Raw genomic sequence first — 25,844 nt, 5'->3', positions numbered from 1 at the left:
TAAGCCTAGGCCCTGCAAGGGCTAGGCTTGAAAACCAGTGCTTAACTTATCATACCGTTTAGATTTGAAAAGCCCCTAAAAGCACTTTTTTTGGCTTTTTTACTGCTTTTTCGGTGTTTCGACTGAAAAACTATCAACTGGATGCACTAAAGCAAGCTTTAATACCTCATCAATCCATGTAACTGGGTGAATATCAAGACCCGCCAATACATTGTCAGGTATCTCTTTTAAGTCACGTTCGTTAATTTTTGGAATGATGACCGTTTTAATCCCACCACGGTGAGCCGCTAATAATTTCTCTTTTAAACCACCAATAGGCAATACTTCACCACGTAAGGTAATTTCACCTGTCATGGCTACATCAGAGCGCACCGCATTACCGGTTAAGCTTGAAACCAAACACGTTACCATTGCAATACCGGCACTTGGGCCATCTTTAGGTGTTGCGCCCTCAGGTACGTGTACGTGAATATCGCGTTTTTCATAAAAGTCGCTATTAATACGCAGCTCATCAGCACGATTACGCACAACGGTCATCGCCGCTTGAATCGACTCTTGCATCACATCGCCTAACGAGCCTGTATAGGTCAGCTTACCTTTACCTGGTACTGCAGCACATTCAATCGTGAGTAAGTCACCACCGACTTCTGTCCATGCAAGGCCTGTAACTTGGCCAATACGGTCGCCGTCTTCTGCTTTACCGTAATCAAAGCGTTGCACACCTAAGTATTCTTCAAGGTTATCTGCATCAATTGTCACTGTTTTAGTGTCTTTTTCGATTAAGATATTTTTAACCGCTTTACGACATAGCTTAGATACTTCACGCTCTAAATTACGCACGCCCGCTTCACGAGTGTAATAACGGATAATACCAATGATAGCACTGTCGGCGATTTCAACTTCTTTAGCTTTTAGACCATTACGCTTAATTTGCTTAGGAATTAAGTGCTCTTTAGCAATATTTAGCTTTTCGTCCTCGGTGTAACCCGATAATCGAATCACTTCCATGCGGTCTAATAAAGGACCTGGAATATTAAAGCTATTTGAGGTTGCCACAAACATCACATCAGATAAGTCGTAATCAACTTCTAAGTAATGGTCCGCAAAGTGACTGTTTTGTTCAGGATCCAGTACTTCTAATAATGCTGATGCAGGGTCACCGCGCATATCTGCTGACATTTTGTCAATTTCATCTAACAAGAATAATGGGTTTTTAACGCCCACTTTAGTCATGTTTTGAATTAACTTACCAGGCATAGAGCCAATGTAAGTACGACGATGCCCACGAATCTCAGCCTCATCGCGTACACCACCGAGCGCCATACGAACGTATTTACGACCAGTAGAACGGGCAATCGACTGTCCAAGTGATGTTTTACCTACACCTGGCGGTCCAACTAAACATAAGATTGGCCCTTTAAGTTTATTTGTGCGCTGTTGTACTGCGAGGTACTCAATAATGCGCTCTTTGACTTTATCAAGGCCGTGGTGGTCGCTATCTAATATTTTTTGCGCGCCGGCTAAGTCTTTTTTCACCTTAGAGCGCTTTTTCCACGGTACGTTAATTAACGTATCTATGTATGAGCGAACAACACTGGCTTCTGCCGACATTGGCGACATCATCTTAAGCTTATTTAACTCAGCTGTGGCTTTTTCTTTCGCTTCTGATGGCATGCCAGACTCTTCAATGCGCTTTTTCAACGCTTCAAATTCATCCGGTACGTCATCAATTTCACCCAACTCTTTTTGAATCGCTTTCATTTGCTCATTGAGGTAATACTCACGCTGCGATTTTTCCATTTGCTTTTTAACGCGGGTGCGAATTTTCTTCTCAACTTGCAATAAGTCTATTTCACCTTCCATCAGCGCCATTAAGTACTCTAAACGTTCTGTAACGCTAGATATTTCAAGTACTTTTTGTTTTTCAGGCACTTTCAATGGCATATGTGCTGCCATAGTGTCAGCAAGACGCGCAGGCTCATCAATACCCGATACCGAGGTCATGACTTCAGGTGGAATTTTTTTATTTAATTTTACATAGCCTTCAAACTGGCTCAATGCACTACGAATAAAGATATCTTGTTCTTGTTCGTTTACTGAATCAGACTCAATAAACTGTGCATTGGCAACGAAGAAGTCTTCGTTATCAATAAACTCTTCGATATTCGCACGTTGTGTGCCTTCAACTAATACTTTTACTGTACCATCGGGTAGCTTTAATAATTGAAGTACAGTCGCAATTGTCCCAACACGATAAATATCGTCTTTCTCAGGCTCATCTACAGTTGCATCTTTTTGTGCAACTAAGAAAATTTGTTTGTCTTTATCCATTGCCGCTTCAAGGCATTTTATTGATTTTTCACGGCCTACAAAAAGCGGGATCACCATGTGTGGATACACCACCACATCGCGCAGTGCTAGCACAGGGATTTCGACTCGATCGTTTCTCTCAAGCGTCATTGTATTTTCTCTTTGCACTTCATTTATTTAAAGATTACTCAAGTATATGGGGATAACCTAATTAAAGTTCAACAATTTTTGTTAACTCGATTAAATTAATTATAAAAAAAGGAGCCATTGGCTCCCTTTTTTTATAATTCGCTCAGAATTTAATCTGCCGCAGCGTGTTCTTGATGATTGCTATCATAAATTAAGATGGGATCAGACTCACCTTTAATAACGGTTTCATCAACAACCACTTTGCTAACGTTATCAATTGAAGGCAGCTCATACATAGTATCAAGTAATACACCTTCTACGATTGAACGTAGGCCACGTGCACCGGTTTTACGTTCCATTGCTTTATGAGCAATAGCACGCAGTGCATCATCACGAAACTCAAGCTCAACATCTTCCATACCAAACAATACTGAAAACTGTTTAGTAATGGCGTTTTTAGGCTCACTTAGAATTTGTACCAGCGCGGCTTCATCAAGTTCTGTCAGTGTTGCAACCACAGGTAAACGTCCAATAAACTCTGGAATTAAACCATATTTTACTAAATCTTCTGGCTCAACATCTTTAAATGTTTCACTCAGAGAACGGCTCGCCGCCGACTCTTTAACGTCAACACCAAAACCAATACCGGTGTTTTTGTGGCTACGCTGCTCAATAACTTTATCAAGACCAGCAAATGCACCACCACAAATAAACAGTATTTTAGAGGTGTCTACTTGCAGGAACTCTTGCTGTGGATGTTTACGTCCACCTTGTGGAGGAACAGAAGCTACTGTACCTTCAATCAGTTTAAGTAAGGCTTGTTGTACACCTTCACCTGATACATCACGTGTGATTGATGGGTTATCTGATTTACGAGAAATTTTGTCAATTTCATCAATGTAAACAATACCACGTTGTGCTTTTTCTACGTCGTAGTCACATTTTTGTAAAAGCTTTTGAATAATGTTTTCAACATCTTCACCTACATAACCGGCTTCGGTTAGTGTGGTGGCATCGGCCATAGTAAACGGCACATCAAGTAAACGAGCTAACGTTTCAGCTAATAATGTTTTACCACTCCCGGTTGGGCCAATTAATAAAATATTACTTTTACCTAGTTCAACGTCTTGTTTAGTTGATTGATTGCGTAAACGCTTGTAGTGATTGTAAACCGCTACAGACAATACTTTTTTAGCATGGTCTTGACCAATAACGTAGTCGTCTAAGTGGTTACGAATTTCTTTTGGCACAGGTAATTTGTCAGCGGCATCATGCTTAGGCGCGATGTCTTTAATTTCTTCCCTGATAATATCATTACACAGCTCTACACATTCATCACAAACGTATACTGAAGGTCCTGCAATTAACTTTCGAACTTCATGCTGGCTTTTGCCACAAAAAGAGCAGTATAACAATTTATTACTTTTGTCGCCGTCTGTAGGAGTGTCAGACATTCAGCTACCTCATTTTATTACGTTGGCCACCAAAGTCTTGGTGGCTATTTTAATACGCTTTAACTATACCAAAATTTAGTGTTTTTCGCATAGTAACTCTCATTAGCAAGCATCACTGCTTGCAGGCATACTTACTTGCTACCGCGATTAGTAAATACTGAGTCAACAATACCGTAATCTACAGCTTGGCTTGCACTCATAAAATTGTCACGGTCTGTATCGCGTGAAACAACGTCAAGCGGTTGGCCAGTATGCTCAGCCATTAAGCGATTTAACTTGTCTTTAATAGACAGGATTTCTTTTGCGTGTATTTCAAAGTCAGACGCTTGACCTTGGAATCCACCTAACGGTTGGTGAATCATCACGCGTGAATTTGGTAAACAAAAACGTTTACCCTTCGCGCCACCAGACAGTAAAAATGCGCCCATGCTAGCCGCTTGGCCTACACAGATTGTGCTTACGTCTGGTTTAATGAAGTTCATTGTATCGTAAATAGCCATTCCCGCAGTGACAGAGCCACCCGGTGAATTGATATATAAGAAAATATCTTTCTCTGGGTTCTCTGATTCTAAAAATAGCATTTGCGCTAAGATCAGGTTTGCCATGTTGTCTTCAACTTGGCCCGTTAAAAAGATAATACGCTCTTTTAATAGTCTCGAATAAATATCAAACGAGCGCTCGCCTTTAGCTGTTTGCTCAACAACCATAGGGACTAATGCGTTTAGGGGATCTGTCATACCAGTGTTCATACTTATTTAATTCCTTATGCGCTTATACTTATTCTAAGAAAAGCATAATGATCATTTTTAGCTAATTAAGAACCACAAACTAAAATGGCCCGGGCACACTGCATAAACAGAGTAACACGAGCCATTTAATCGTTAGCGAGCGCTTAAGTCAATGACTTATTATGCACCTTGCTGTGGATTCATGATGTCATCAAATGCTTTTTCAACATCAGTCACAGTTGCTTTAGCTAAAATAGCTTCAACAGCTTGCTCTTCCATTGCTACATTACGCATTTGCTGCATTAGTTGATCATTCGCTTTGTAGTATTCTACTACTTCAGTTGGATCTTCGTATGCAGAAGCTACAGTAGCAATTAATGCTTCAACTTTAGCGTCATCAACTTTGATGTCATTCGCTTTAATCACTTCACCTAATAATAGGCCAGTTTTAACACGTGTTACCGCTTGCTCGTGGAACAATTCAGCTGGAAGCTCTGGCATATTTTGACCATTGCCACCAAAACGTTGAGCAGCTTGCTGACGTAGTGCGTCAACTTCTTGGTCGATTAATGCTTTAGGCACTTCAACTTCGTTTTGCTCTAAAAGACCTTTGATTGCTTGGTCTTTAACGTTAGCTTTAACCGCTTGGTCTAGCTCACGTGTCATGTTCTTTTTAACTTCTTCTTTAAGCGCGTCTACGCCGCCTTCGGTAACACCGAATTTAGTTGCAAACTCATCGCTTAATTCAGGTAATTCTTGCGCTTCCACTTTTTTCACTGTGATAGTGAATTGAGCCGCCTTACCTTTTAAGTTTTCAGCATGGTAATCTTCAGGGAAAGTTACATCAGCAACCACTTCTTCGCCTGCTTTTTTACCAACGATGTTATCTTCAAAACCTGGGATCATACGACCTTGGCCAAGTTCTAATGGGAAGTCTTCAGCTTTGCCGCCTTCAAATTCTTCGCCGTCGATAGTACCAACGAAATCAACCGTTACACGGTCGTTTGCGCCAGCCGCTGCATCAACATCAGCCCAAGAAGCGTGTTGCTTACGAAGTGTTTGTAGCATGTTTGCTAAATCTTCGTCAGTAACTTCTACCGCTGGTTTTTCAACGGCAATTTTCTCTAAACCTTGAACTTCAACTTCAGGATAAACTTCAAATGTTGCTGAGAACTCTAAATCTTTACCTGCTTCAAGTGCTTTAGGAGCAAATGTTGGTGCGCCTGCAGGGTTAATTTTTTCAGCAACAATTGCTTCAATGTAATTACGTTGCATTACTTCGCCAGCAACTTCTTGACGAACAGCTGGTCCGAAACGCTTGTTGATTACTGATACTGGAACTTTACCAGCACGGAAACCGTCGATACGCTGCGTTTTTGACAGTTGTTGTAAGCGTTTTTTTACTTCGGTCTCAACGTTCTCTGCAGGAACGGTGATGGTCAGACGGCGCTCAAGGCCTTGAGTCGTCTCAACAGAAACTTGCATGATTTACCTCAATATTCAATTTTGGCGACTGTTCGCCTTCCTTACAAACAAAGTAATCTATAGGCGTCTTGATAAAATTCAAGCTTTGGGGCTTAAAAAAATCCGTCGCTACCAGGAGATACCATTGCTGCTCTGCCCTTAGGGCACTATATTATTAAACAAATAGACGCGGCATTATAACCTAATATTTATGATAGTCGAGTGTAGGGGGCAATTATTTGGGGTAGATCAGGGTAGATAACGACTAAGCGAATAAAAAACAGACTAATTAAGTGAAAATACGATTAATAAAGAAAAAATTAAGGGTGTTGTTTAATAAAAGTAGAATTTAGATGTGTTTTACTTAGGGGAAAATGGTCGGCGATGCAGGATTTGAACCTGCGACCCCTTGGACCCAAACCAAGTGCGCTACCAAACTGCGCTAATCGCCGATATAACTTTTCTTGAATACTTAAATGTTGGATTTAAGACCACTTATAAGAAAGTGGTCGGCGATGCAGGATTTGAACCTGCGACCCCTTGGACCCAAACCAAGTGCGCTACCAAACTGCGCTAATCGCCGATATTCTTTTTGTAAATTGGGGTGACTGATGGGGCTCGAACCCACGACAACCGGAATCACAATCCGGGGCTCTACCAACTGAGCTACAATCACCACGGCATTACAGTGTTTTCAAAATGGCGCACCCAGAAGGATTCGAACCTTCGACCGACGCCTTAGAAGGGCGTTGCTCTATCCAGCTGAGCTATGGGCGCATCGAAAACTTCATAGTTCACTAGTAAGTTAAATTGTTATGAATAAACATAAAAATGGTCGGCGATGCAGGATTTGAACCTGCGACCCCTTGGACCCAAACCAAGTGCGCTACCAAACTGCGCTAATCGCCGATACTTACTATTGTCTGCGAGTGACCTCGTTGACAACGGGGTGCATAATAGTGATTTGACTGGGTTAGGTCAAACGTTTTTTTAAGAAAACAAATCAATTGCTCATTTTTAGTTCATAATGGTCAAATATTACGATACAGGGATAAAATTTAAACTCTTTTTTATAATTCGAGCGCTTATACTTTAAAAGCAACTTGGCGCTTAACCGCTTTTCTGCGAAAATAGCTGCCATATTAAAAAATGAGTAAGATAAAGGTGTTTTCTTTATCGGCATTTTAACCCCTATATATGCATTCGTTTTTTAAATGTATCGGTATCAAGTTAATTAACCTAATTAAAGGTCACCCATGACGGCAAACATCATTGATGGTAAAGCAGTAGCAAAACAAGTACGTAGCGCAGTGGCTGAACGAGTTTCAGAACGTGTTGCACAAAACCTTAGAGCCCCAGGATTAGCTGTGGTACTTGTTGGACAAGATCCAGCAAGCCAAGTTTACGTTGGTTCAAAACGTAAAGCCTGTGAAGAGGTTGGTTTTATTTCTAAGTCATTCGACTTACCAGCAGACACCACAGAGCAAGCGCTATTAGCATTAATTGATGAGTTGAATGTTGATGGTGAAATTGATGGTATTTTAGTGCAGCTCCCTTTACCAGAGGGCTTAGATGCAGAAAAAATTCTTGAGCGTATTACTCCACACAAAGACGTTGATGGTTTTCACCCTTATAATATTGGCCGATTAGCACAGCGTATGCCTGCTCTTCGTCCATGTACACCTAAGGGTATTATTACTTTACTAGATTCAACCGGCGTACGTTACAAAGGCATGCATGCTGTGGTTGTTGGTGCCTCTAATATTGTGGGTCGACCTATGTCACTTGAGCTGTTACTCGCCGGATGTACCACCACTGTTTGCCATAAGTTTACCCAAGATTTAGAAACGCATGTACGTCGTGCTGACTTACTGGTTGTAGCAGTGGGTAAACCTGAATTTATTCCTGGCGATTGGATAAAAGACGGCGCCATTGTTATTGATGTAGGTATTAACCGTTTAGACAACGGTAAATTAGTGGGTGATGTAGAGTACGCCGTCGCAGAACAAAAAGCTGACTTTATTACCCCTGTACCAGGCGGTGTGGGCCCGATGACGGTTGCTAGCTTAATTGAGAATACGCTAGAAGCGTGTGAAAAATATCACAGCTAATAAACAAAAAATAAAGTAATGAAGAGCCCGCTTAATTGCGGGCTTTTTGTATCATCATTCTTCGTTTTATTAATGCCAAGCCTTGTGGCAATACCGAAAATACGATCATTAATAACATAATCGCGTACTGCCAACTTTCATATTGTTCGTTAATCAATAACCCTGCACATAAAATGCCGGCAATTGGGTTAGCTATAGTGCCAAAAGTAAATTCAACCACTGTCATTCGCCCTAATAACCAAACATACAAAATATAGGCTAAAGCAGTGTTAGGCACCACCAGCCAAAATAGCGCCAGCCATTGGGTTGTATTTATTGATGCAGTTAAAAATTGATACTGCTGGGGAGCAAAATAAAAAGCCTGTATTGCAGCAGCAATCGCTAGCAAACTGCCACCAATGATTAATTGCCACGTTAATACTGTCCACCAGTGTACTTTAGCGGTCACTTTTTTTACCAGCGTACTGCCTATAACAATAGTCAATAGCGCCCCTATCAATGCCACTACTCCCAATAAATTAAGTGCAATATGTTGTGGGTCAAATAAGCGCCATGCTAAAACCACTAAAGCAAGGGCACAAAATCCTTGCACTAGCGCTGGCTGTTGTCGTTTAACAAGCCAGGCATACAATAATGCCACTACCGGTACAGACACCATACCGACACCTGCAATCGCAGCAGGTAAATTAATCGCCATTACAAAAATAAAACTAAAAAACAACGCAATATTGATTGCGCCTATTAGAAAAATGCCTGGCCATTGCTTTGCTGTTGGCCAAGAAGGTTTAAATAACAACAATAATAAACCAGCAGGGAGTGCACGTATGGCTCCTAGCAAGATTGGCGGCCACTCTGGGGTTGCGTATTTAGTTACCGCATAAGTCGTTCCCCATAAAAAAGCTGGGATCATGGCAAGTAAAATATTCATTAATTTTCCATTTTTAAATTGATGAATGCGAGTTTAAAACCTCAACTATAATTGAGGTCAACAATATCAATTTTATTAAAAGCATAATCAATCTAATGCAATTGATATAACCAAAAAAGGGTTACCCTATGGCAACCCTTTTTTTGTGTTCCGCGTGTTGTAGCTAAGCTTTACGCCACGTTGTTTTTCCCGCTGAATCTTCAAGTACTACACCTAACGCATTTAGAGCATCGCGAGCTTCATCTGCTGCAGCCCAATTTTTACTGGCACGTGCGTCATTACGTTTTACAATCAGTGCCTCAATTTCAGCCACTTCATCGTCGTTTTGACCGCCTTGTAAAAATGCCTCTGGTGCTTGTTGAGCAATACCAAGTATTTCACCTAAGCTACGAAGAATAAAGGCTAAATGTCCTGCTTTTTCGCTATCACTGTCTTTTACACGATTTAGCTCTTTAGCAACTTCAAACACAACCGGTAATGCTTCTGGCGAATTAAAGTCATCATTCATGGCTTTTCTAAACTTAGCCACATACTCATTACCCTCAAGCTCACATTCAACTGGCTCAACGCCACGTAATGCGGTGTAAATACGCTCAAGAGACGAACGTGCTTGGTCTAAGTTTTCTTGAGAGTAATTGAGCTGACTGCGGTAATGACCTGATATTAAAAAGTAACGAACCGACTCAGCATCGTATTGTTTTAATACCTCACGAACGGTAAAAAAGTTATCTAACGATTTAGACATCTTCTCTTTGTTCACTTGTACCATACCGGTGTGGATCCAAGTATTTACATACTGGCCATTATTTGCACAGCACGATTGCGCGATTTCGTTTTCGTGGTGCGGGAACTGTAGGTCTGAACCACCACCATGAATATCAAAATGCTCACCTAAATGCTTAGAGCTCATTGCTGAACATTCTATGTGCCAACCAGGGCGACCCTCACCCCAAGGTGATGACCATGACGGCTCCCCTGCTTTGGCTTTTTTCCATAAAACAAAATCAAGAGGATCGTCTTTATCTTGAGCTACTTCAACACGCGAACCTGATTGCAACATGGTTAAATCTTGTTGCGAAAGAGCTCCGTATTGCTCAAAGGTAGAAACATCAAATAAAACGTCGCCATCGGCTGCAACATAAGCGTGGCCTTTGGCAATCAAACGCTCAACCATAGCAATAATTTCATCCATGTGGCCGGTTACGGTTGGCTCTATATCAGGACGTAGCATATTTAAACTGTCAAAGTCTTCATGCATGGCTTTAGTCATACGAACGGTTAAGTCGTTAATCGCCTCACCGTTTTCATTTGCGCGCTTGATAATTTTATCATCAACATCGGTAATATTACGTACATACTTTAAATCGTAACCTAAGTGGCGAAGGTAGCGAACAATTACATCAAAACCCACAAATGTGCGTGCATGGCCAATGTGACAGTAATCATAAATGGTGATACCACACACATACATGTCGATTTTTCCATCGACCATAGGTTTAAACTCTTCTTTTTGGCGTGTCAGTGTGTTGTATATTTGTACCATTTAGTTGCTTTCCTTCACGATTAACAGAAAAGCTATGTTACCACTTGCTAAGCATGGGCTCTAGCGGTTTATCAAAGCTCTTTGTTAATCTGGGTCAACTACGATAAAATAGCGTCAATATTCAAACCAGCTATAGGAAATCTCATGGTTGTTCTACACACAAATTTTGGTGATATCACCATTAAAATGCACGAAAGCGAAGCTCCAAATACAGTAAAAAACTTTTTAGAGTATGCAAACTCAGGTTTTTATAACGGCACTATTTTTCATCGTGTAATTGATGGTTTTATGGTTCAAGGCGGTGGTTTTGCACCGGGTATGGAACAAAAAGAAGTAAACGACCCAATTGAAAATGAAGCGAACAATGGCCTATCTAACAAAGTAGGTACATTAGCAATGGCACGCACGCCTGATCCACACTCAGCTACAGCGCAATTTTTCATTAACGTAAATAACAACGACTTTTTAAACCACAGCAGTGAAACATCACAGGGCTGGGGTTACTGTGTGTTTGCTGAAGTAGTAGAAGGCATGGACGTAGTAAATAAAATCAAAGGTGTTGCTACAGGTAGCAATGGCTTCCACCAAGATGTACCACTTGAAGATGTGGTAATTGAAAGTGTAACTGTCAGCTAAGACCGCATTATTCTTCAAAGAATACATAAAGCGGGTATTCACCCGCTTTTATCTAAATGGAATCACCATGACTCGCCAAACCTACTTTATCGCCGATTTACATTTGAGTGAAAATCGCCCTGATATTACAGCGGCATTTTTTAAATTTTTACACGCCCATATTACTCCTCAAAAAGTAGACGCCCTATATATTTTAGGTGATTTTTTTGAAGTGTGGGTTGGTGACGATTATGTTAGCGAACTCTCAGCTGCAGTGGCAGAGCAGCTAAAAGCAGTTAATAACTTAGGTATTCCTATTTATTTTGTACACGGTAATCGCGACTTTATCATGCGTGAAAAATACGCCAATATGGCAGGAATGACTCTACTCGATGAACAAACAGTGATCGACCTTTACGGCACACCTACTGTAATTTTACATGGTGATGAAATGTGTACCCAGGATGTTGAGTACCAAAAGTTTCGTCGAAAGAGCCGTGGTTGGTGGTGGCCTAAACTTATGCTTGCTATGCCATTGTGGTATCGTAAAAAAATAGCGCGTGATGCACGTGAAAAAAGTAAACTTAGCCAAGCAGACAAACCTATAGAAATACTGGATGTGGTGCAAAGCGCAGTACTCGAAACCTTCGACAAACATAACGTGGCTAATATGATCCACGGCCATACTCACCGCCCTGATGTACATACCTATAAAGTTGATAATCATATATTAACACGCACTGTATTAGGTGATTGGTACACTCAAGGTTCATATTTAGTAGTTACCCCCGAGTCACAACAATTAATTTCAATGCCTTTGTAACGCCTTTATTGATTAATGATAATGAGTTTTTGTCGCGACCTCTGGCAGTAAAATAACAAATTGTGTTTTGTAGTCTTCATTACTGTGTGGATCAGATTGCAACGAAATCTCCCCTTTTAAAACCTGGGTTACCCATTGATAAACCATATATAAACCTAAACCCGTGTTACCTTTACCTCTAGCTGTAGTATAAAAGGGTTCAAATATATCTGCCTTTATCTCACCATCAACACCTTTGCCATTATCTGACACGCTCAGCCTCACCCTATTATTAGTCGCTTGTTCGACTTTTATTTCTATTACCCCTTCCTGCTTTTCATCAAAAGCATGGTTTAGCGCATTAACCACTAAGTTTTCTACAACCTGAGAAATAATACCTGGCAAGCTAATCATCTGTTTATTAAGTAAAAAAACAGTTTTCACTTTTATTGGCGAGTTTTTTAACCTGGAGTTTAATGACAATAATAGCTCTTCAATAATTTTTTCAATATCACATGCTATAAATTCATCATTATGGCGATCAATCGCCATTTTTTTAAAACTTTTTACTAATACGGCGGTTTTATTTAAATTAATTTTAGCCAGCGCTAGGTTCTCTCCAATACTTGTTGTAGTACTTTCTAACGTTGATTTAGTCAGCCCCTGTTTCATCGCTTCATTTAATTTATTCAATGCCATATCTGCATTTGAAACAGAAATAACGGCTCCACCGATAGGCGTATTCATTTCATGAGCAACACCTGCCACGAGCAACCCTAATGAGGATAGTTTTTGCGCTTCAATTAACCCTTCTTGCAGTTGCTGCTGCTTAATTGTGGCATCAAGCTCACGGTTAACGATATCTAGTTCTATCTTTTCAATATGTAATTTATGTGACAGGGCTAATAGCTGATTTTGAAACTTATACTCACGATAAATAAAACCAAAGCTAATTAAACATAGTAATCCACTGCAAATTAACGCTAACCGTAAGGCCGCATTTCGTACAGTTATTAACAATTCATTGGGGCTACTTATAAGAATAATTAATTCTTTGTCAGCATTGCTAATTCTACCTTTGTTCTCGCGCAACGAAAAAATAGAAAAACGGCGGTAGGTATAAAGATTATAGTTAAAAAAGTGCGAACCATATTCTACATTGCCATCAATAATTTGCTGCCAAAGCTCTGGTTTTTTTAAAGCGAGTGTTTGCTCATTTTTACCATACATAAACCCCCACTCTAATTCAGCATCAGTATTTAATAACCAAAAGCCATCGTGGTTTAAAATGCTAATTAAAGTGCTCTCTTGGTTGTAACTTTTAATCTGATCAAACAAATAATCTAAGTTAAAGTTTACCACTAGCAAACCATCTAATAGATAATTTTCTTTATCCGTACGGTAGGTTACACGGATTGTTGGTTGATGAGGCATTACAATTTGGTTGCGTTCGATATTTAAATCTATTTCTGTGGCAAAAATGTCAGGCGCACTGACCTGCATCCCTTTTTGAAAGTAGTAACGGGTTTGCTTATTTTGCAAACCACCTGGCGATACAATTTCGCCAACACCATTCACTGCGTTAATGCGGTATTGCTCTTGCCCGTGCTTATCTAGCCAGCGAATCTGAGAGATATTGTCGGTGGTAGCTACAAAATCTAGAAAATAGTTGTTTATCTCAGCTCTACTTTGTCTGAGCGCTGACGAGGCACTTTTACTATTGCTCTTTAATACTGGCGCTTGCGCTAGTATCCGAGTTAGCATTTTGATATTACTGATCTCCGAGGAAAAGTCACTACTGATAAGGACTAACTTTTCATCTTGCTTAGCTTTTATGGTATTTATTTTTTCTTGATATGTTTGTTCGTATATAAGCCAGCCAATAAATAAAGTGATAAATAAACTGAACGAAGACTTTAATAACACACTTTTTTTGAGCCGATCGGAAAGCTACTGAAGCTATTCATTCTTACACACTTCAAACTGTTTTAGCCACACAATTAAATCTTTTAAAAATAATGGTTTAGAAAAGTAGTATCCTTGAGCAGTTTCGCACCCCTGCTGATGTAACCACTGAGCCTCAAATTCATTCTCAACACCTTCAGCAATTACCGAAAAGTTAAACTGATTCGCTAAAGATAATATCATCTTAATCATGTACTGATTATTGTCATTAAATTCAAGATCACTAACAAAGTAGCGATCTATTTTTATCGACGTAGACGGTATTTCATTAATGTGAGCTAACGACGAGTAACCAGTGCCAAAGTCATCAATGCTGACTTTCATACCTAAGGTGATAAACCGTTCAAGTGCTTCTTTAATTAAGTTATAGTTACTTATGGCTTGCGTTTCTGTCACCTCTAGCTCAAGCATAGAAGGCAGAATGTTGTACTCTTCAATTTTAGTTTTTATTTGCTCAAAGTAACTAGGTTCAACTAAATCATAAGAGGATGCATTAAATGCAACGGGTAAGTTGCAGCCTTGCTCTTTAAGTTGATTAATAGTCTCTAGTATTTTTTCGAAAATCACATGGTCTAGTTCATTAATTAATCCGACTGTTTCAGCTAACTCTATAAATTCATCAGGGCGAACAAAACTACCATCGGCTCTTTGCCACCTAGCAAGCGCTTCAAAACCTACTGGTTTCAAGGTTGATAAGCTGATTTTGGGTTGTAACGCCACCTGTAAACTTTTATTACCTATAGCCGTTCTGAGCTCAGCCATCAGCTCATATCGACGAGTAATTTGATCTGTTTTTTCCTCGGTATGCTGAATATACTTTGCTTGATTAACCTGCGAAGAGTTCAAACTTGACTCTGCCAAGCTGATGACTTTTTCTGGGGGAAGGTTTAAAGCTACACTTAATTTTAATTCTAAAATACGCACATCAATGTATTGCTTAACTTGTTCAATTTCGAATTTTTTTATTTTGAAAGTAACTAACTGCATCTGAGATATCAAAGTCAACGCTCACTAACATGCCAAACGCTTTGTTACTAATCAATGCTATGCGGGGGTCATACCTAGTAAAGCTATCAACAATACTCTGGTAAACTAACTTCATTAATTTATTACAAAATTCATAACCAAAGGTAAATGCTTTTTCGTCAAATTGATAGATATCAAAAATGACTAATCGCGTTTTTAACCGCTCCTGCGCATTCATGTTTTTTATTTCACGGGTTAGCCAGTTACGGTTTTGCAAGTTAAGTGACACATCGGTATAAGCAAGCTCTGTTAACCGATTTAATAACGAAATATTAGCAAATCCCGTGCTCACATTTTCGCTAAATACTTTTAGTAAATACTCATTTTGCTCACTAATTGGGTTGTCTGATTTGACGATAGTTATGTAATCAGCGCCCTGCTGATCTGGCGTTTCGAAAAAAAACACACTGTGGTGCTTTGAAAAAATATGACGACGCTCTCTAATCGCTTGTTTAAAGTCTTGCAGCATTTCTGCAGGCAGATTAGGTCCCACAGGTTGCCCTTTAATGCCACTAAAGCAACCATGGGTTGAGAGTATTAAACATTCAGAGCTAGGGTCTGAATTACTCGAACAAAAAATACCACCCCCTTCGGTTATTTTTAAAATGTTGCTAATTTCTTTAAGCACAGCATAAGAGAAAGAGGCCATATCGTGCTTACCGTTAATACTTCTAGATGCATCAAGCACCAACTGTAAACCTTGCTTGGCTGACCTAATTTGTGAGATATACTCCCAAGTGCGCATGTTGCTATTAACAATTGATTGCAGCTTCTCGGCAGATAGGTCTGATTTATTCCAGTATTCATCGATATCGAGCATTTTCATGATATCGCTCTCTGGTGCAAAACCAGGTTGCCCTGTTAAGAGCACAATACGCATTTCTGCGTTACCGATGACCTCTCGAATAGTATTCACTAAACGCAGACCTGAGTCATCCTCCTCCATCACCACATCTATAAAAATAAGTGCAATATCAGGGTGCATGCTCAACGCCAAAGCCGCCTCTGGTACCGAATTTGCTGTTAACAACTCGTATTTATAACCATCTTTGGCTTTTAGCTCTTTTAAGCTGTTAACTAACGCGTTTTGATAATCAAGATCATCCTCAACGGTTAATATTTTCCAAGTTTTCAGATCTGTATCTGCTTGTTCTTCTTCAGCTGCAAATACAAATAATCCCTCTTTATCTTGCATACATTCTCACCCAATAATAAATAAGGTATGGCCCTTTTATTAAAATGAATTACAAAGCAATATAGACCGTTGATAACTCAAAATTCGACTTGCTTAAATATTAGGAGAGAGTTTTGGAAGTGTCTAATTTAAAAATAATTTTGATACTAAAGTATGTGCTACAACAACATAACCCATTTGTAGCACTCAAGTATACTAAGCACTTTTACTTAACGGTGTTCCACTGTGAAACTTAAAGTCTTCGTCATCAGATAAAATTAACTGTGCTTCTATTTCAGCAAATTCTTTTACCCGCTCGGTAATATCAAAATCAGCAATGTCTTGAGCAAGGGTTAAATAATCTTGGTAATGACGTGCCTCAGAGCGCAGCAATGAAATATAAAAATCCCCTAAGCGTTTATCTACATGGGGTGCAAGCTTGGCAAAGCGTTCACACGAGCGAGCTTCTATGTAAGCACCTACAATAAGCTTATCAACTAAGGCATTAGGCTCAAACGTTTTAACATTGCGTAGCATGCCTTTGGCATAACGACATGGCGTTATACTTTTATATTCAACACCGTATTCATCCATAATTTCGAGCACTTGATAGAAATGATGCAGCTCTTCTTTTATCAGCATTACCATTTTATCAATTAAATCTTGGCCATAAGGCGAGTCAGATTTAGGGATAATGGATTTAGTGAGTTTATTTTTAGCCGCTAAATCACGCCAATTTCCCTCACGTTTATAAATAAGCGTTTCAAACGGTTTAAGCCATTCAAGCAGTGCATCACTGCTCTCTTTATCTACCGCATACTTACGAATTAAAAACATGGCACTTTGCGCCGCTTTTAATTCACATATTAAGTGATCAATTAATATGATGGGTAAGTTTTCTTTTTTGATTGCTTGTTCAACCCACTCATCAGGAGTACTGCATAATAAAAAATTGTTAATTGGCTCTAAAAGCTGGCTATGTGGCACGCTGACTACTCATTGCTAAAAATTGCGATTATGGCATTTTAACATGAAATATTACTCTGAATAAAATAAACACTCGCCCTTATTGCAAGCATGTGGATAACTTGACTTTGTATACTTACTGAACCATAACTAAATGGACTGTATAAAAACAAACCAATTATAACCAAACAGTAATATATCCTTTTATGGAGAGCACGCAATGATACTAAATCACCTATGGGGTTTATACGCCCATCCACTCGAAGAATGGCAAACAATTGATAACCGTCACGAAAGCTTAACCTATAGCTTATCGCACATTTTGCTTATCGCTTTATTTCCCTCTGTAATGGGGTACTACTCATCGGTTTACTTAGGCTGGAGTATAGGTACAGGTAATCCAGTATTTTTAACCCATGAAAGCGCACTGATGATTGGCGCAGCCATGTATGTCGCTTTAATTGGCGGTGTATTTGCACTGGCCTATTTAGCCCATTGGATGGCGGTTACTTTTGGTGCTAAACCGACTTTTACCCAAACAATTGAGCTGGCAGCTTATACCGCTACACCGGTGTTTATGTCGGCATTGGCAGCTTTTTGGCCTGAGCTGTGGTTTGTGGTGTGTGTTGGATTAGTTGCACTCGCCTACTCAGTTTATTTACTGTACACCGGCGTGCCAATTTTGATGCACATTCCGCAAGAGCGCGGCTTTATTTATGCAAGCTCTGTTGTTACCTGTGGATTAATTTTACTGGTTATTATATTAGCACTTACCGCTATGCTATGGACCAACGGTATTATCAGCCCCATGTTTACTTAAATATTCCTTTTCTATAGACGCAAAAAAGGAGCTGTTAAGCTCCTTTTTTTATTAGCCTTAAAATACTATCAGGCTAACATTACATTATTAATCAGATTCGTTTTCATCTTGATTATGTATTTCTAAACCAGATGACATTGCGTTTTCACGGATGCTTTTAGCTGAATCGTTGCGCAGCTTATCTATACGGTTTAAGTAATCTTGATCAATGTCGCCAGTAATGTATTGTCCGTCAAACACTGATGTTTCAAACTTAGTGATCTCTGGGTTTTCTTGGCTAACGGCAGCAATTAAATCGCTTAACGATTGAAAGATTAAACCATCAGAGCTAATGCTTTGGTTAATATCTTCTACTTCACGGCCGTGTGCAATAAGTTCTGCCGCAGATGGCATATCTATACCGTATACATTTGGAAAGCGTATTTCAGGTGCTGCTGATGCAAAGTAAACATTTTTAGCGCCTGACTCGCGTGCCATCTCTACAATTTGTGCCGAGGTGGTACCACGTACAATTGAGTCATCAACAAGTAGGACATTTTTACCTTTAAACTCACGGTCAATCGCATTGAGTTTTTGGCGAACTGATTTTTTACGAAGCTCTTGGCCAGGCATAATAAACGTACGACCAATATAACGATTTTTAACAAAGCCTTGGCGATACGGTAAGTCAAGCACGCGTGCCATTTCTAATGCAATATCACACGAGGTTTCAGGAATAGGAATAACCACATCAATGTCTTTGTCTGCCCATTCACGCGCTACTTTTTCACCTAACTTAGTCCCCATATTTACACGCGCTGCATACACTGACATACGGTCAATGGTTGAATCCGGTCGCGCAAAATAAACAAATTCAAAAATACACGGTGAGTAAGACACTTTATCTGCACAGCTTAAAGAGTGAAACTCTCCATTTTCAGTGACATAAATAGCTTCGCCTGGTGCAACGTCACGAACAAATTCAAAACCGTCAGGCTTTAATGCTACGCTTTCTGAGGCAAACATGTATTCAGTGCCGTTTGCTGATTCACGTTTACCAAACACCAATGGACGAATACCGTTTGGATCGCGAAACGCCACAATACCATGACCAATAATCATGGCGATAGTGGCATAACCGCCACTTACTTTATTGTTAACTTCAGTAACCGCGGTGAAAATATCTTCAGGGTCTAATTTTAGTTTGTCTGATTTACTTAGCTCATGCGCCATGATGTTAAGTAAAATTTCAGAATCAGAGGTCGTATTAACATGGCGACGTGCCTCTGAAAATAACTGCTCTTTTAACGACTCGGCATTGGTTAAGTTACCATTATGCGCAAGCGCTATACCAAATGGAGAGTTTACATAAAACGGCTGAGCCTCTGACGAACTTGAAGAACCCGCTGTTGGGTAACGCACATGGCCAATGCCAATATTGCCTTGCAAACGTTTCATATGACGAGTGTGAAATACATCTTTCACTAGGCCATTTGCTTTGCGCAAGCTAAATGTATTGTTCTCAATAGTTATGATACCCGCAGCATCTTGGCCACGGTGTTGCAAAACGGTTAAGCCATCATAAATCGCCTGATTAACTGGCGATGTTCCGACTATTCCAACGATACCACACATGTAATTTATCCTCGCCGATTAACGGTTTACTGAATTTAAAAAGCTCGAGTTGTTTTCTAGGTACGAAAAGAACCATTCAACTACAAAGCCAAATTCTGGAATCAAAATAGAGTTGCCCCACCAATGCGTACTTGGCGCACCAGTAAAAGCATCAAGAAAGAAGAGTAACGCGCTCACGACCAACACGCCTCGAAGAGCACCAAACACCACACCAAAAACACGGTCTGTGCCGGATAATCCGGTTCGCTGTACAAGCTCACCTAAAATATAGTTTAGTAAACCGCCTAACAATAGCGTCGCAAAGAATAATATGGCAATGGCCGCCGCATTTCTTAAAAGGGGTTCAGAAATGGATGTTAGGAAGGAAGCTAAATATTGATAAAATAAGCTGGAGATGATGAAAGCCCCTGCCCATACCGCTAATGACATAGCTTCTTTAACAAAGCCGCGTATTAAACCGATGATGGTAGAGAGTGCAATAATGCCAAGAATGGCGTAATCAACCCAGATCATAAGAACCAATTAGTCGCTAATTTTGGGCGCATTCTATACCTAAACCTCCTTGTGATGCAAGTTTAAGCGTGAGATTACAGGTGAGTAAACACGCACCATTTTTAGATTAAAAATAGCGCAGTCTCACCGTTATAAAAACAACAAACATTTTGTTTATAGCGCATCTATTTTGCTATTTTTGTGTGGGCATTGATAAGCGATAAAGGTCTATTTAAACGTATAAAATAAGACGAGGTAAGTGTGTAATATCTCGCGATAAACACACTTCCTTTTATTGAATTTATTTGGTCACTTCAAATTGGGTGACTTTACCGTTGAGTTTGGTTAACTCTTTAAGTGCAGGAAGTTGAGATTGCAGTTCTTGTTTATTCAGTGATGGTCCGACAAAAACTTTCGTTAACGTCCCATTTGGCGTTTTAACTGGTTTAGTAAAAGTTTTAAACCCTTTAGCCTTGAGCTTAGCTTGCAGCGCTTTTACATTGGCTGCATGTGAAAAACTACCTAACTGAATAACATACGCCATGCTAGTTAAGTTTTCGTTAGCTGGGCGCGTAGGTTCTTGAATTGCAGCCGTACTGCTTTGGTTTGTATCAGGTATTACCGCTTCAACCATTGCAGGCTGGTCGGTAATGTCTGTTTGAGCAGCACTGTTTTGCTGTTCAAATGCGGCATCATCAGGCTGAATATCTTCAACTTCATCCTCTTTTAAAGGCTGTGCATTTGCCACTTTTTGATCGATTGATTCTTGCAAATCAATGGTCTTGAACTCAGAGCGTTCTGGAATCGCTTTAAAGCCTTCTTTATAGTGCACTTTTTCACCATCGAGTATATTGGGAATAAACACAATTGCTGCGATCACCACAATACTTGTTCCGACTAAGCGATTAATAAAACCTGAGTTCACCGACATCCTCTCTATTTTTTAAAGTAATGAATAGCGCCAGCCACGGTAAAAAATGAACCAAATACAATTAATAGTGTGTTAGTTGGCTGGTTTGGCAAGATAGCATCCAATGCTGCCTCTACGCTATTATAACCCTGTTTAAAATAACTATTAGGAATGCTTAAAAGTGCCTGATGTAAATTAGCAGCGCTATCGCCGCGTGGGCCCTCTAAGCTCGCAAACGACCATTCATCTACTACATCACTAACTTCTTTAAGCACACCAACCTTATCTTTATCAGCAAGCATAGCGGCTAATGCATGAATTTTAAAGCCTTTATCTTTATAGCTTGCTAATTTAGTCGCTAAATAGCGAGCTGATTCAGGGTTATGTGCTACATCGGTATACACTAATGGCTCTGCACTTAGTTGTTGAAAACGTCCCTCAACGACTAAGTTCGCTAAACACTGAGTAATCACCTCATCGCTCGGTAATAAGTTTAATACCGATAGAGCGGTTAATGCCGTGGCTACATTTTGACATGGGATTGCTGGTTTAGGTAACTCAAGATTATGCTCTTTAAATTGCCAACTAAAACTCTGCGCGTGCTCTTTAAAAATAAAGTCGCTGCCAAATAACACCATATTAGCGTTAATTTCTTTACCATAATCGGTCATTGTATGTGGAATATTTAAGTCCCCAATAATTGCAGGAGTACTCTCTCGAAAAATACCCGCTTTATCATAAGCAACTAATTCACGCGTGTCACCTAAGTATTCTTTATGATCTAAGTCGATGGTGGTGATGATGCTGGCATAGGGGGTAACAATATTGGTCGCGTCAAAACGCCCGCCTAAACCTACCTCTAACAGCACGTAATCAACCTCTAAACGCTTGAATATTGCTAACGCGCCTAAGGTGCCATATTCAAAATATGTCAGTGGGGTGTCACCACGACCTTGTTCTAATAAATTAAACGCATCGACATGGTATTGATCGTCAAGCTCTGCGCCATCAACGCGTACGCGCTCATTGTAACGAATTAAATGCGGAGAAGCATACGTACCAACACGATAACCTTGGGCTAATAACAGTGACTCTAAACAACGTGCTGTTGTGCCTTTGCCATTGGTGCCTGCAATAAGAATGATTTTACTTGAGGAGGTTAAAAGCCCAATGTTGTTAGCAACACGAGCAACGCGTTCTAAACCCATTTCTATATTAGCAGGGTGAACACTCTCTAAATAACAAAGCCAATCATCAAGGCTTGATGATTGGCTAGGAATTGTTTTTGTCATAGCATGTAATCAGTAAAGCTGAAATTTACGCTACTCTATGCTCTTGTTCCGTAGAAGGCAAGTTCATAAATTTTGCTAAGATACGTGCTAGCGTATCGCGCATTTCGCGACGGTCTATAATCATGTCGATTGCGCCATGTTCTAACAAGAATTCACTGCGTTGGAAACCCTCTGGTAGCGTTTCGCGAACAGTTTGTTCAATAACACGCGGACCGGCAAAACCAATCAAAGCTTTAGGCTCTGCAACATTAATATCACCAAGCATTGCCAATGATGCTGATACACCACCCATTGTTGGATCTGTCATTACAGAAATAAACGGTAGGCCTTTTTCAGTCATTTTAGCCAGTGCCGCACTGGTTTTAGCCATTTGCATAAGTGACATAAGGGCTTCTTGCATACGAGCACCGCCCGATGCAGAAAAACAAATCAGCGGCATATTATGCTCTAAACATTGGTCAACCGCGTCAACAAAACGAGCACCCACTACCGATGCCATTGAGCCACCCATAAATGAGAATTCAAATGCAACAGCAGCAACCGGAATGCCTTTTAGGTTCCCTTTCATTGCGACAAGCGCGTCTTTTTCACCGCTTGACTTTTGAGCTGCATTGATACGATCTGAGTATTTTTTTGAGTCTCTAAATTTAAGCACATCTTTAGGTTCGTGTTGGGCACCTAACTCGTGACGATCGCCTTCATCTAAAAACTGTTCAAGACGTTTACGACCACTAACACGCATATGATGATCGCATTTAGGGCATACGTTCAGTGATTTTTCTAATTCTGCTTTATATAAAATTGAATCACATGACGTACATTTAGCCCATACACCTTCTGGAATTTCTTTACGACCTGAAGATTTAGTCGTTTTTGGTAAGATTTTTTCTAGCCAACTCATTTGCAACTCTCTTAATGCTGTTCTGTGTCGCGAGTCTACATGTTAACCATGCAAACAAATTTTTCCAATTAAAACATGAATTACGCTGTCACGGTATAAAAAACTGGTCTTAGTAGTTAGCAATACGAATAACAGCGTATAAATTTAGCCTCAAAATATACACATCTCGTTACTTATCAAATATCACTGTCGGCTAAAAACAATGGTCCTAGCGGCGTTCTAGGGATATTAAAATGATCTGGATAATCAACATCCACTAAATATAAACCTGCTGCTTTTGCTGTAGCGCTCGCTTTAGCTCGCTCTTTAACATCTAGCAGCTCTTTTAACCAAATTGGTTCATGTTTGTGTAAGCCAATATCCATTAAACAACCCGTAATATTACGTACCATATGGTGTAAAAACGCATTGGCTTTAATATCAATAATGACATAAGCACCTTGGCGCTGTACCGATAAATGATGAATCGTTCGCGTTGCCGTATTAGCTTGGCAGTGCAGCGCTCTAAACGAGGTAAAGTCATGCTCACCTAGTAAATATTGACACGCCTGCTGCATTTTCACTTCATCTAGTGGGTGATGAAAATGTGTAACACCTTCATTTAATACCGCACCACGAAACGCATAATTGTAAATAACATAACGATAACGACGAGCAGTTGCACTAAAGCGGGCATGAAAGTCTTCCGCCACAGGTTGTGCAAAACGAATAGCAATATCTTTGGGTAATAAGGTGTTCATACCTAATGTAAAGGCCACCATTTCACGCTCAGCATGTGTATCAAAATGCACTACTTGTCCAGTGCCATGTACACCGGCATCGGTACGCCCTGCACATACAATTTCAACTGGATGATTACAAATGCGCGACAACGCTTTTTCTACTTCTTGTTGTACACTATTTACGTGTGATTGACGCTGCCAACCACTGTAACGTGCGCCATTGTATTCTACTCCAAGTGCTACTCGCATAATTACTGCTTTACCTACTGTGCTAATCGACGCTGCATTTTATGCTATATGGCGTCCCAATAAAAGCAGCGAACTAAGGTTCCTAACTATGCAATACAAAAAACCCGCTATTAGCATCACTAATAACGGGTTTTCATATCAACCATACCTTACAGGAGCTTGGTTATTAATTTTTAAGTTTAGCCTTTAAGCTTTGCGCTTCTTCTTGCACATCATCCGGGCCATTATTAATGATCTCATCCAGGATTTTAACTGCTGAGTCTGCATCATCAATCTCAATATAAGCATGTGCAAGGTCAAGCTTAGCTGAGTAACCCCCGCTTTGGGTATCAACATCCATAGGGTTATCACCAGCCAGAAGTGAATCATACTCACCTAAACCAACATCCATATCGACGTCTGTGTAAGGTTCGTGATCTAAATCAGCTTCATCGCTTTGCTCTAACAATGCATCAATATCAACAAAGTCATCCTGCGCTAATGGCTCAGTAACCTCAGGTTGCTCAATAGGCTCTTGCAACGAGGATGCGCTTTCGTCAGCTAAGTCTTCACTTAGTAAGCTATTAAAATCAACATCAAACTCACTGCTGTCACTTAAATCAACATTTTCAGGTTCTGCCAGTTCATTAAGCAAGGCATCAAAATCAGTTTGTGTTAAATCAGCCATGAACTCATCGTCAAGCTCATCATCTGAAATCATGTCTGATTCTGGCGATACTGGGCTTTGCGTTAAATCAGCTTCACGGTCAGCGTTCGTTTGCTCGTCAGTAAACTCTGATGATTCAGCTAAAACATCAAGTTGTTCATCATCAAACTCATCGTCTGTGCTAACGCTTTGCTCATCTGTAATTTGTTCAGTCAGCTTTTCAGGCTCTGAAGCTTCATTATCTAGACCTTGCGCAGTGTTTGACTCTGAAAACTCATTGTCTAGTAATAATTCATCATCAAAATCGTCTTCTAAGCTATCGAGATCATTGCCTGCGGATAGTGCATTAGCGAGATCTTGCTCTGCTTGACTTGGTGACATGCCCGTTGCATCACCGTCTAAATTATCACCTTGTAGCTCTTCTGGTGTTAGTAATTGATGCTCTTCATCAGATAAAGGCAACTCATCATCAAGCTCTAACTCAGGATACTCTTCAAGCTCTTCACTCGGTGTAACTATTTCTGGCTCGTATAGCTCATCGTCATCTGTCGATAAATCATTGTTTTGGATATCACCAGCAAGCGGATCATCACCTAAATCAATTTCATCTTCATCAAGCTCATCGTTTAAATCGTCGAGTGACCAATCAGGAACGTGTTCACCTTCATCGCTTGTTTGCTCAAGTTCACTTAAAAGATCATCAACGCTTTTAAAGTTTTCACCGTCGTACTCGTCGAGCGCATCTTCTGGGTCGAGTAAGGTTGAAGACGTATCGGTAAAGTCATCTTCTGATTCAACGTCAAACTCAGGATCTTGTTCAAGCTCAGGCTCTACTTCAAGCTCAGGCTCAGCTTCAAGCTCTGGTTCTGCTTCAAGTTCAGGCTCTGCTTCAAGTTCAGGCTTTGCTTCAAGTTCAGGCTCTGCTTCAAGTTCAGGCTCTGCTTCAAGTTCAGGCTCTGCTTCAAGCTCAGGCTCTGCTTCAA

The 25,844-nt window shown here is 40.1% G+C and carries 21 protein-coding genes and 5 tRNA genes; 4 read left to right on the top strand and 22 right to left on the bottom strand.

Features of this window, described 5'->3' with window-relative positions:
* Window positions 1–99 precede the first annotated feature (99 nt).
* The 9 genes from lon to ND6B_RS04370 form a co-directional block, all read right to left on the bottom strand.
* Window positions 100–2,460, bottom strand: coding sequence for an endopeptidase La (gene lon, locus ND6B_RS04330; RefSeq protein WP_028834039.1), 2,361 nt, complete (start codon window positions 2,458–2,460; stop codon window positions 100–102).
* Window positions 2,461–2,609: 149 nt separating this feature from the next.
* Window positions 2,610–3,893 carry an ATP-dependent protease ATP-binding subunit ClpX gene (gene clpX / locus ND6B_RS04335; protein WP_028834038.1) on the bottom strand — a complete coding sequence of 428 codons (1,284 nt, stop codon included), beginning with the start codon at window positions 3,891–3,893 and terminating at the stop codon, window positions 2,610–2,612.
* Between the two features lie 131 nt (window positions 3,894–4,024).
* Complete coding sequence (gene clpP / locus ND6B_RS04340; RefSeq protein WP_013465450.1) at window positions 4,025–4,642, bottom strand: ATP-dependent Clp endopeptidase proteolytic subunit ClpP; 618 nt, start codon at window positions 4,640–4,642, stop codon at window positions 4,025–4,027.
* A gap of 159 nt (window positions 4,643–4,801) precedes the next feature.
* Window positions 4,802–6,106 (bottom strand): trigger factor, encoded by a 1,305-nt coding sequence (gene tig, locus ND6B_RS04345; protein ID WP_033104000.1) that lies wholly within the window; start codon window positions 6,104–6,106, stop codon window positions 4,802–4,804.
* Between the two features lie 354 nt (window positions 6,107–6,460).
* Window positions 6,461–6,537 (bottom strand) — tRNA-Pro (locus ND6B_RS04350).
* A 54-nt stretch (window positions 6,538–6,591) separates the two neighbouring features.
* Window positions 6,592–6,668, bottom strand: a tRNA-Pro gene (locus ND6B_RS04355).
* Between the two features lie 17 nt (window positions 6,669–6,685).
* Window positions 6,686–6,761: transfer RNA gene (locus tag ND6B_RS04360), tRNA-His, on the bottom strand.
* Window positions 6,762–6,785: 24 nt separating this feature from the next.
* Window positions 6,786–6,862, bottom strand: a tRNA-Arg gene (locus tag ND6B_RS04365).
* A gap of 55 nt (window positions 6,863–6,917) precedes the next feature.
* Window positions 6,918–6,994: transfer RNA gene (locus ND6B_RS04370), tRNA-Pro, on the bottom strand.
* A 347-nt stretch (window positions 6,995–7,341) separates the two neighbouring features.
* Between ND6B_RS04370 and folD the strand changes: the two genes are divergently transcribed.
* On the top strand, window positions 7,342–8,196 hold the full coding sequence (gene folD, locus ND6B_RS04375) for a bifunctional methylenetetrahydrofolate dehydrogenase/methenyltetrahydrofolate cyclohydrolase FolD (RefSeq protein ID WP_013465452.1): 855 nt from the start codon (window positions 7,342–7,344) through the stop codon (window positions 8,194–8,196).
* 31 nt (window positions 8,197–8,227) lie between these two features.
* Here the strand turns inward: folD and ND6B_RS04380 are convergent, their stop codons facing one another.
* On the bottom strand, window positions 8,228–9,124 hold the full coding sequence (locus tag ND6B_RS04380) for a DMT family transporter (RefSeq protein ID WP_033103999.1): 897 nt from the start codon (window positions 9,122–9,124) through the stop codon (window positions 8,228–8,230).
* A 163-nt stretch (window positions 9,125–9,287) separates the two neighbouring features.
* The gene (gene cysS, locus ND6B_RS04385; protein ID WP_013465454.1) at window positions 9,288–10,667 is read right to left on the bottom strand and encodes a cysteine--tRNA ligase; all 1,380 of its coding nucleotides are present in this window, start codon (window positions 10,665–10,667) and stop codon (window positions 9,288–9,290) included.
* A gap of 144 nt (window positions 10,668–10,811) precedes the next feature.
* Between cysS and ND6B_RS04390 the strand changes: the two genes are divergently transcribed.
* Together ND6B_RS04390 and ND6B_RS04395 are read left to right on the top strand one after the other, a co-directional pair.
* The gene (locus ND6B_RS04390) at window positions 10,812–11,303 is read left to right on the top strand and encodes a peptidylprolyl isomerase (RefSeq protein ID WP_013465455.1); all 492 of its coding nucleotides are present in this window, start codon (window positions 10,812–10,814) and stop codon (window positions 11,301–11,303) included.
* A 67-nt stretch (window positions 11,304–11,370) separates the two neighbouring features.
* Window positions 11,371–12,105 (top strand): UDP-2,3-diacylglucosamine diphosphatase, encoded by a 735-nt coding sequence (locus tag ND6B_RS04395; protein WP_033103998.1) that lies wholly within the window; start codon window positions 11,371–11,373, stop codon window positions 12,103–12,105.
* Window positions 12,106–12,117: 12 nt separating this feature from the next.
* Here the strand turns inward: ND6B_RS04395 and ND6B_RS04400 are convergent, their stop codons facing one another.
* From ND6B_RS04400 to miaE, 4 genes are all read right to left on the bottom strand, one after another.
* Window positions 12,118–14,010: a sensor histidine kinase gene (locus ND6B_RS04400; protein ID WP_235420567.1), complete on the bottom strand. Its 1,893-nt coding sequence runs from the start codon at window positions 14,008–14,010 to the stop codon at window positions 12,118–12,120.
* 33 nt (window positions 14,011–14,043) lie between these two features.
* Window positions 14,044–15,036, bottom strand: coding sequence for an EAL domain-containing protein (locus tag ND6B_RS20445; RefSeq protein WP_235420566.1), 993 nt, complete (start codon window positions 15,034–15,036; stop codon window positions 14,044–14,046).
* Entirely contained in the window at window positions 14,996–16,270 is a 1,275-nt protein-coding gene (locus ND6B_RS20440; RefSeq protein ID WP_235420565.1) for a DUF3369 domain-containing protein, read from the bottom strand. The genes ND6B_RS20445 and ND6B_RS20440 overlap by 41 nt, the downstream gene beginning before the upstream one ends.
* Before the next feature lie 195 nt (window positions 16,271–16,465).
* Window positions 16,466–17,236, bottom strand: coding sequence for a tRNA isopentenyl-2-thiomethyl-A-37 hydroxylase MiaE (gene miaE, locus ND6B_RS04405; protein ID WP_013465460.1), 771 nt, complete (start codon window positions 17,234–17,236; stop codon window positions 16,466–16,468).
* A gap of 199 nt (window positions 17,237–17,435) precedes the next feature.
* On the opposite strand from miaE, the gene ND6B_RS04410 reads away from it, so the two are divergent.
* The gene (locus tag ND6B_RS04410; protein WP_033103997.1) at window positions 17,436–18,035 is read left to right on the top strand and encodes a Yip1 family protein; all 600 of its coding nucleotides are present in this window, start codon (window positions 17,436–17,438) and stop codon (window positions 18,033–18,035) included.
* Window positions 18,036–18,122: 87 nt separating this feature from the next.
* Here the strand turns inward: ND6B_RS04410 and purF are convergent, their stop codons facing one another.
* From purF to ND6B_RS04445, 7 genes are all read right to left on the bottom strand, one after another.
* Window positions 18,123–19,649 (bottom strand): amidophosphoribosyltransferase, encoded by a 1,527-nt coding sequence (purF, locus tag ND6B_RS04415; protein WP_013465461.1) that lies wholly within the window; start codon window positions 19,647–19,649, stop codon window positions 18,123–18,125.
* 18 nt (window positions 19,650–19,667) lie between these two features.
* Window positions 19,668–20,162, bottom strand: coding sequence for a CvpA family protein (locus ND6B_RS04420; protein ID WP_024601787.1), 495 nt, complete (start codon window positions 20,160–20,162; stop codon window positions 19,668–19,670).
* 280 nt (window positions 20,163–20,442) lie between these two features.
* Window positions 20,443–21,066, bottom strand: a complete 624-nt coding sequence (locus tag ND6B_RS04425; RefSeq protein WP_013465463.1) for an SPOR domain-containing protein — start codon at window positions 21,064–21,066, stop codon at window positions 20,443–20,445.
* A gap of 11 nt (window positions 21,067–21,077) precedes the next feature.
* On the bottom strand, window positions 21,078–22,343 hold the full coding sequence (gene folC, locus ND6B_RS04430) for a bifunctional tetrahydrofolate synthase/dihydrofolate synthase (protein ID WP_033103996.1): 1,266 nt from the start codon (window positions 22,341–22,343) through the stop codon (window positions 21,078–21,080).
* Window positions 22,344–22,368: 25 nt separating this feature from the next.
* Window positions 22,369–23,244 (bottom strand): acetyl-CoA carboxylase, carboxyltransferase subunit beta, encoded by an 876-nt coding sequence (accD, locus tag ND6B_RS04435; RefSeq protein WP_013465465.1) that lies wholly within the window; start codon window positions 23,242–23,244, stop codon window positions 22,369–22,371.
* Between the two features lie 176 nt (window positions 23,245–23,420).
* A complete protein-coding gene (truA, locus tag ND6B_RS04440; RefSeq protein ID WP_016899264.1) occupies window positions 23,421–24,215 on the bottom strand; it encodes a tRNA pseudouridine(38-40) synthase TruA in 795 nt (264 codons plus the stop codon).
* A gap of 166 nt (window positions 24,216–24,381) precedes the next feature.
* On the bottom strand, window positions 24,382–25,844 hold a 1,463-nt coding region (locus ND6B_RS04445), incomplete at its 5' end, for a FimV/HubP family polar landmark protein (RefSeq protein WP_033103995.1).

It is taken from the genome of Pseudoalteromonas sp. ND6B, from assembly GCF_000764215.1.
Taxonomy (GTDB): Bacteria; Pseudomonadota; Gammaproteobacteria; order Enterobacterales; family Alteromonadaceae; genus Pseudoalteromonas; species Pseudoalteromonas tetraodonis.
The sequence above is the reverse complement of the archived record's forward strand: the minus strand, read 5'-3'. Positions and strand labels throughout refer to the sequence as shown.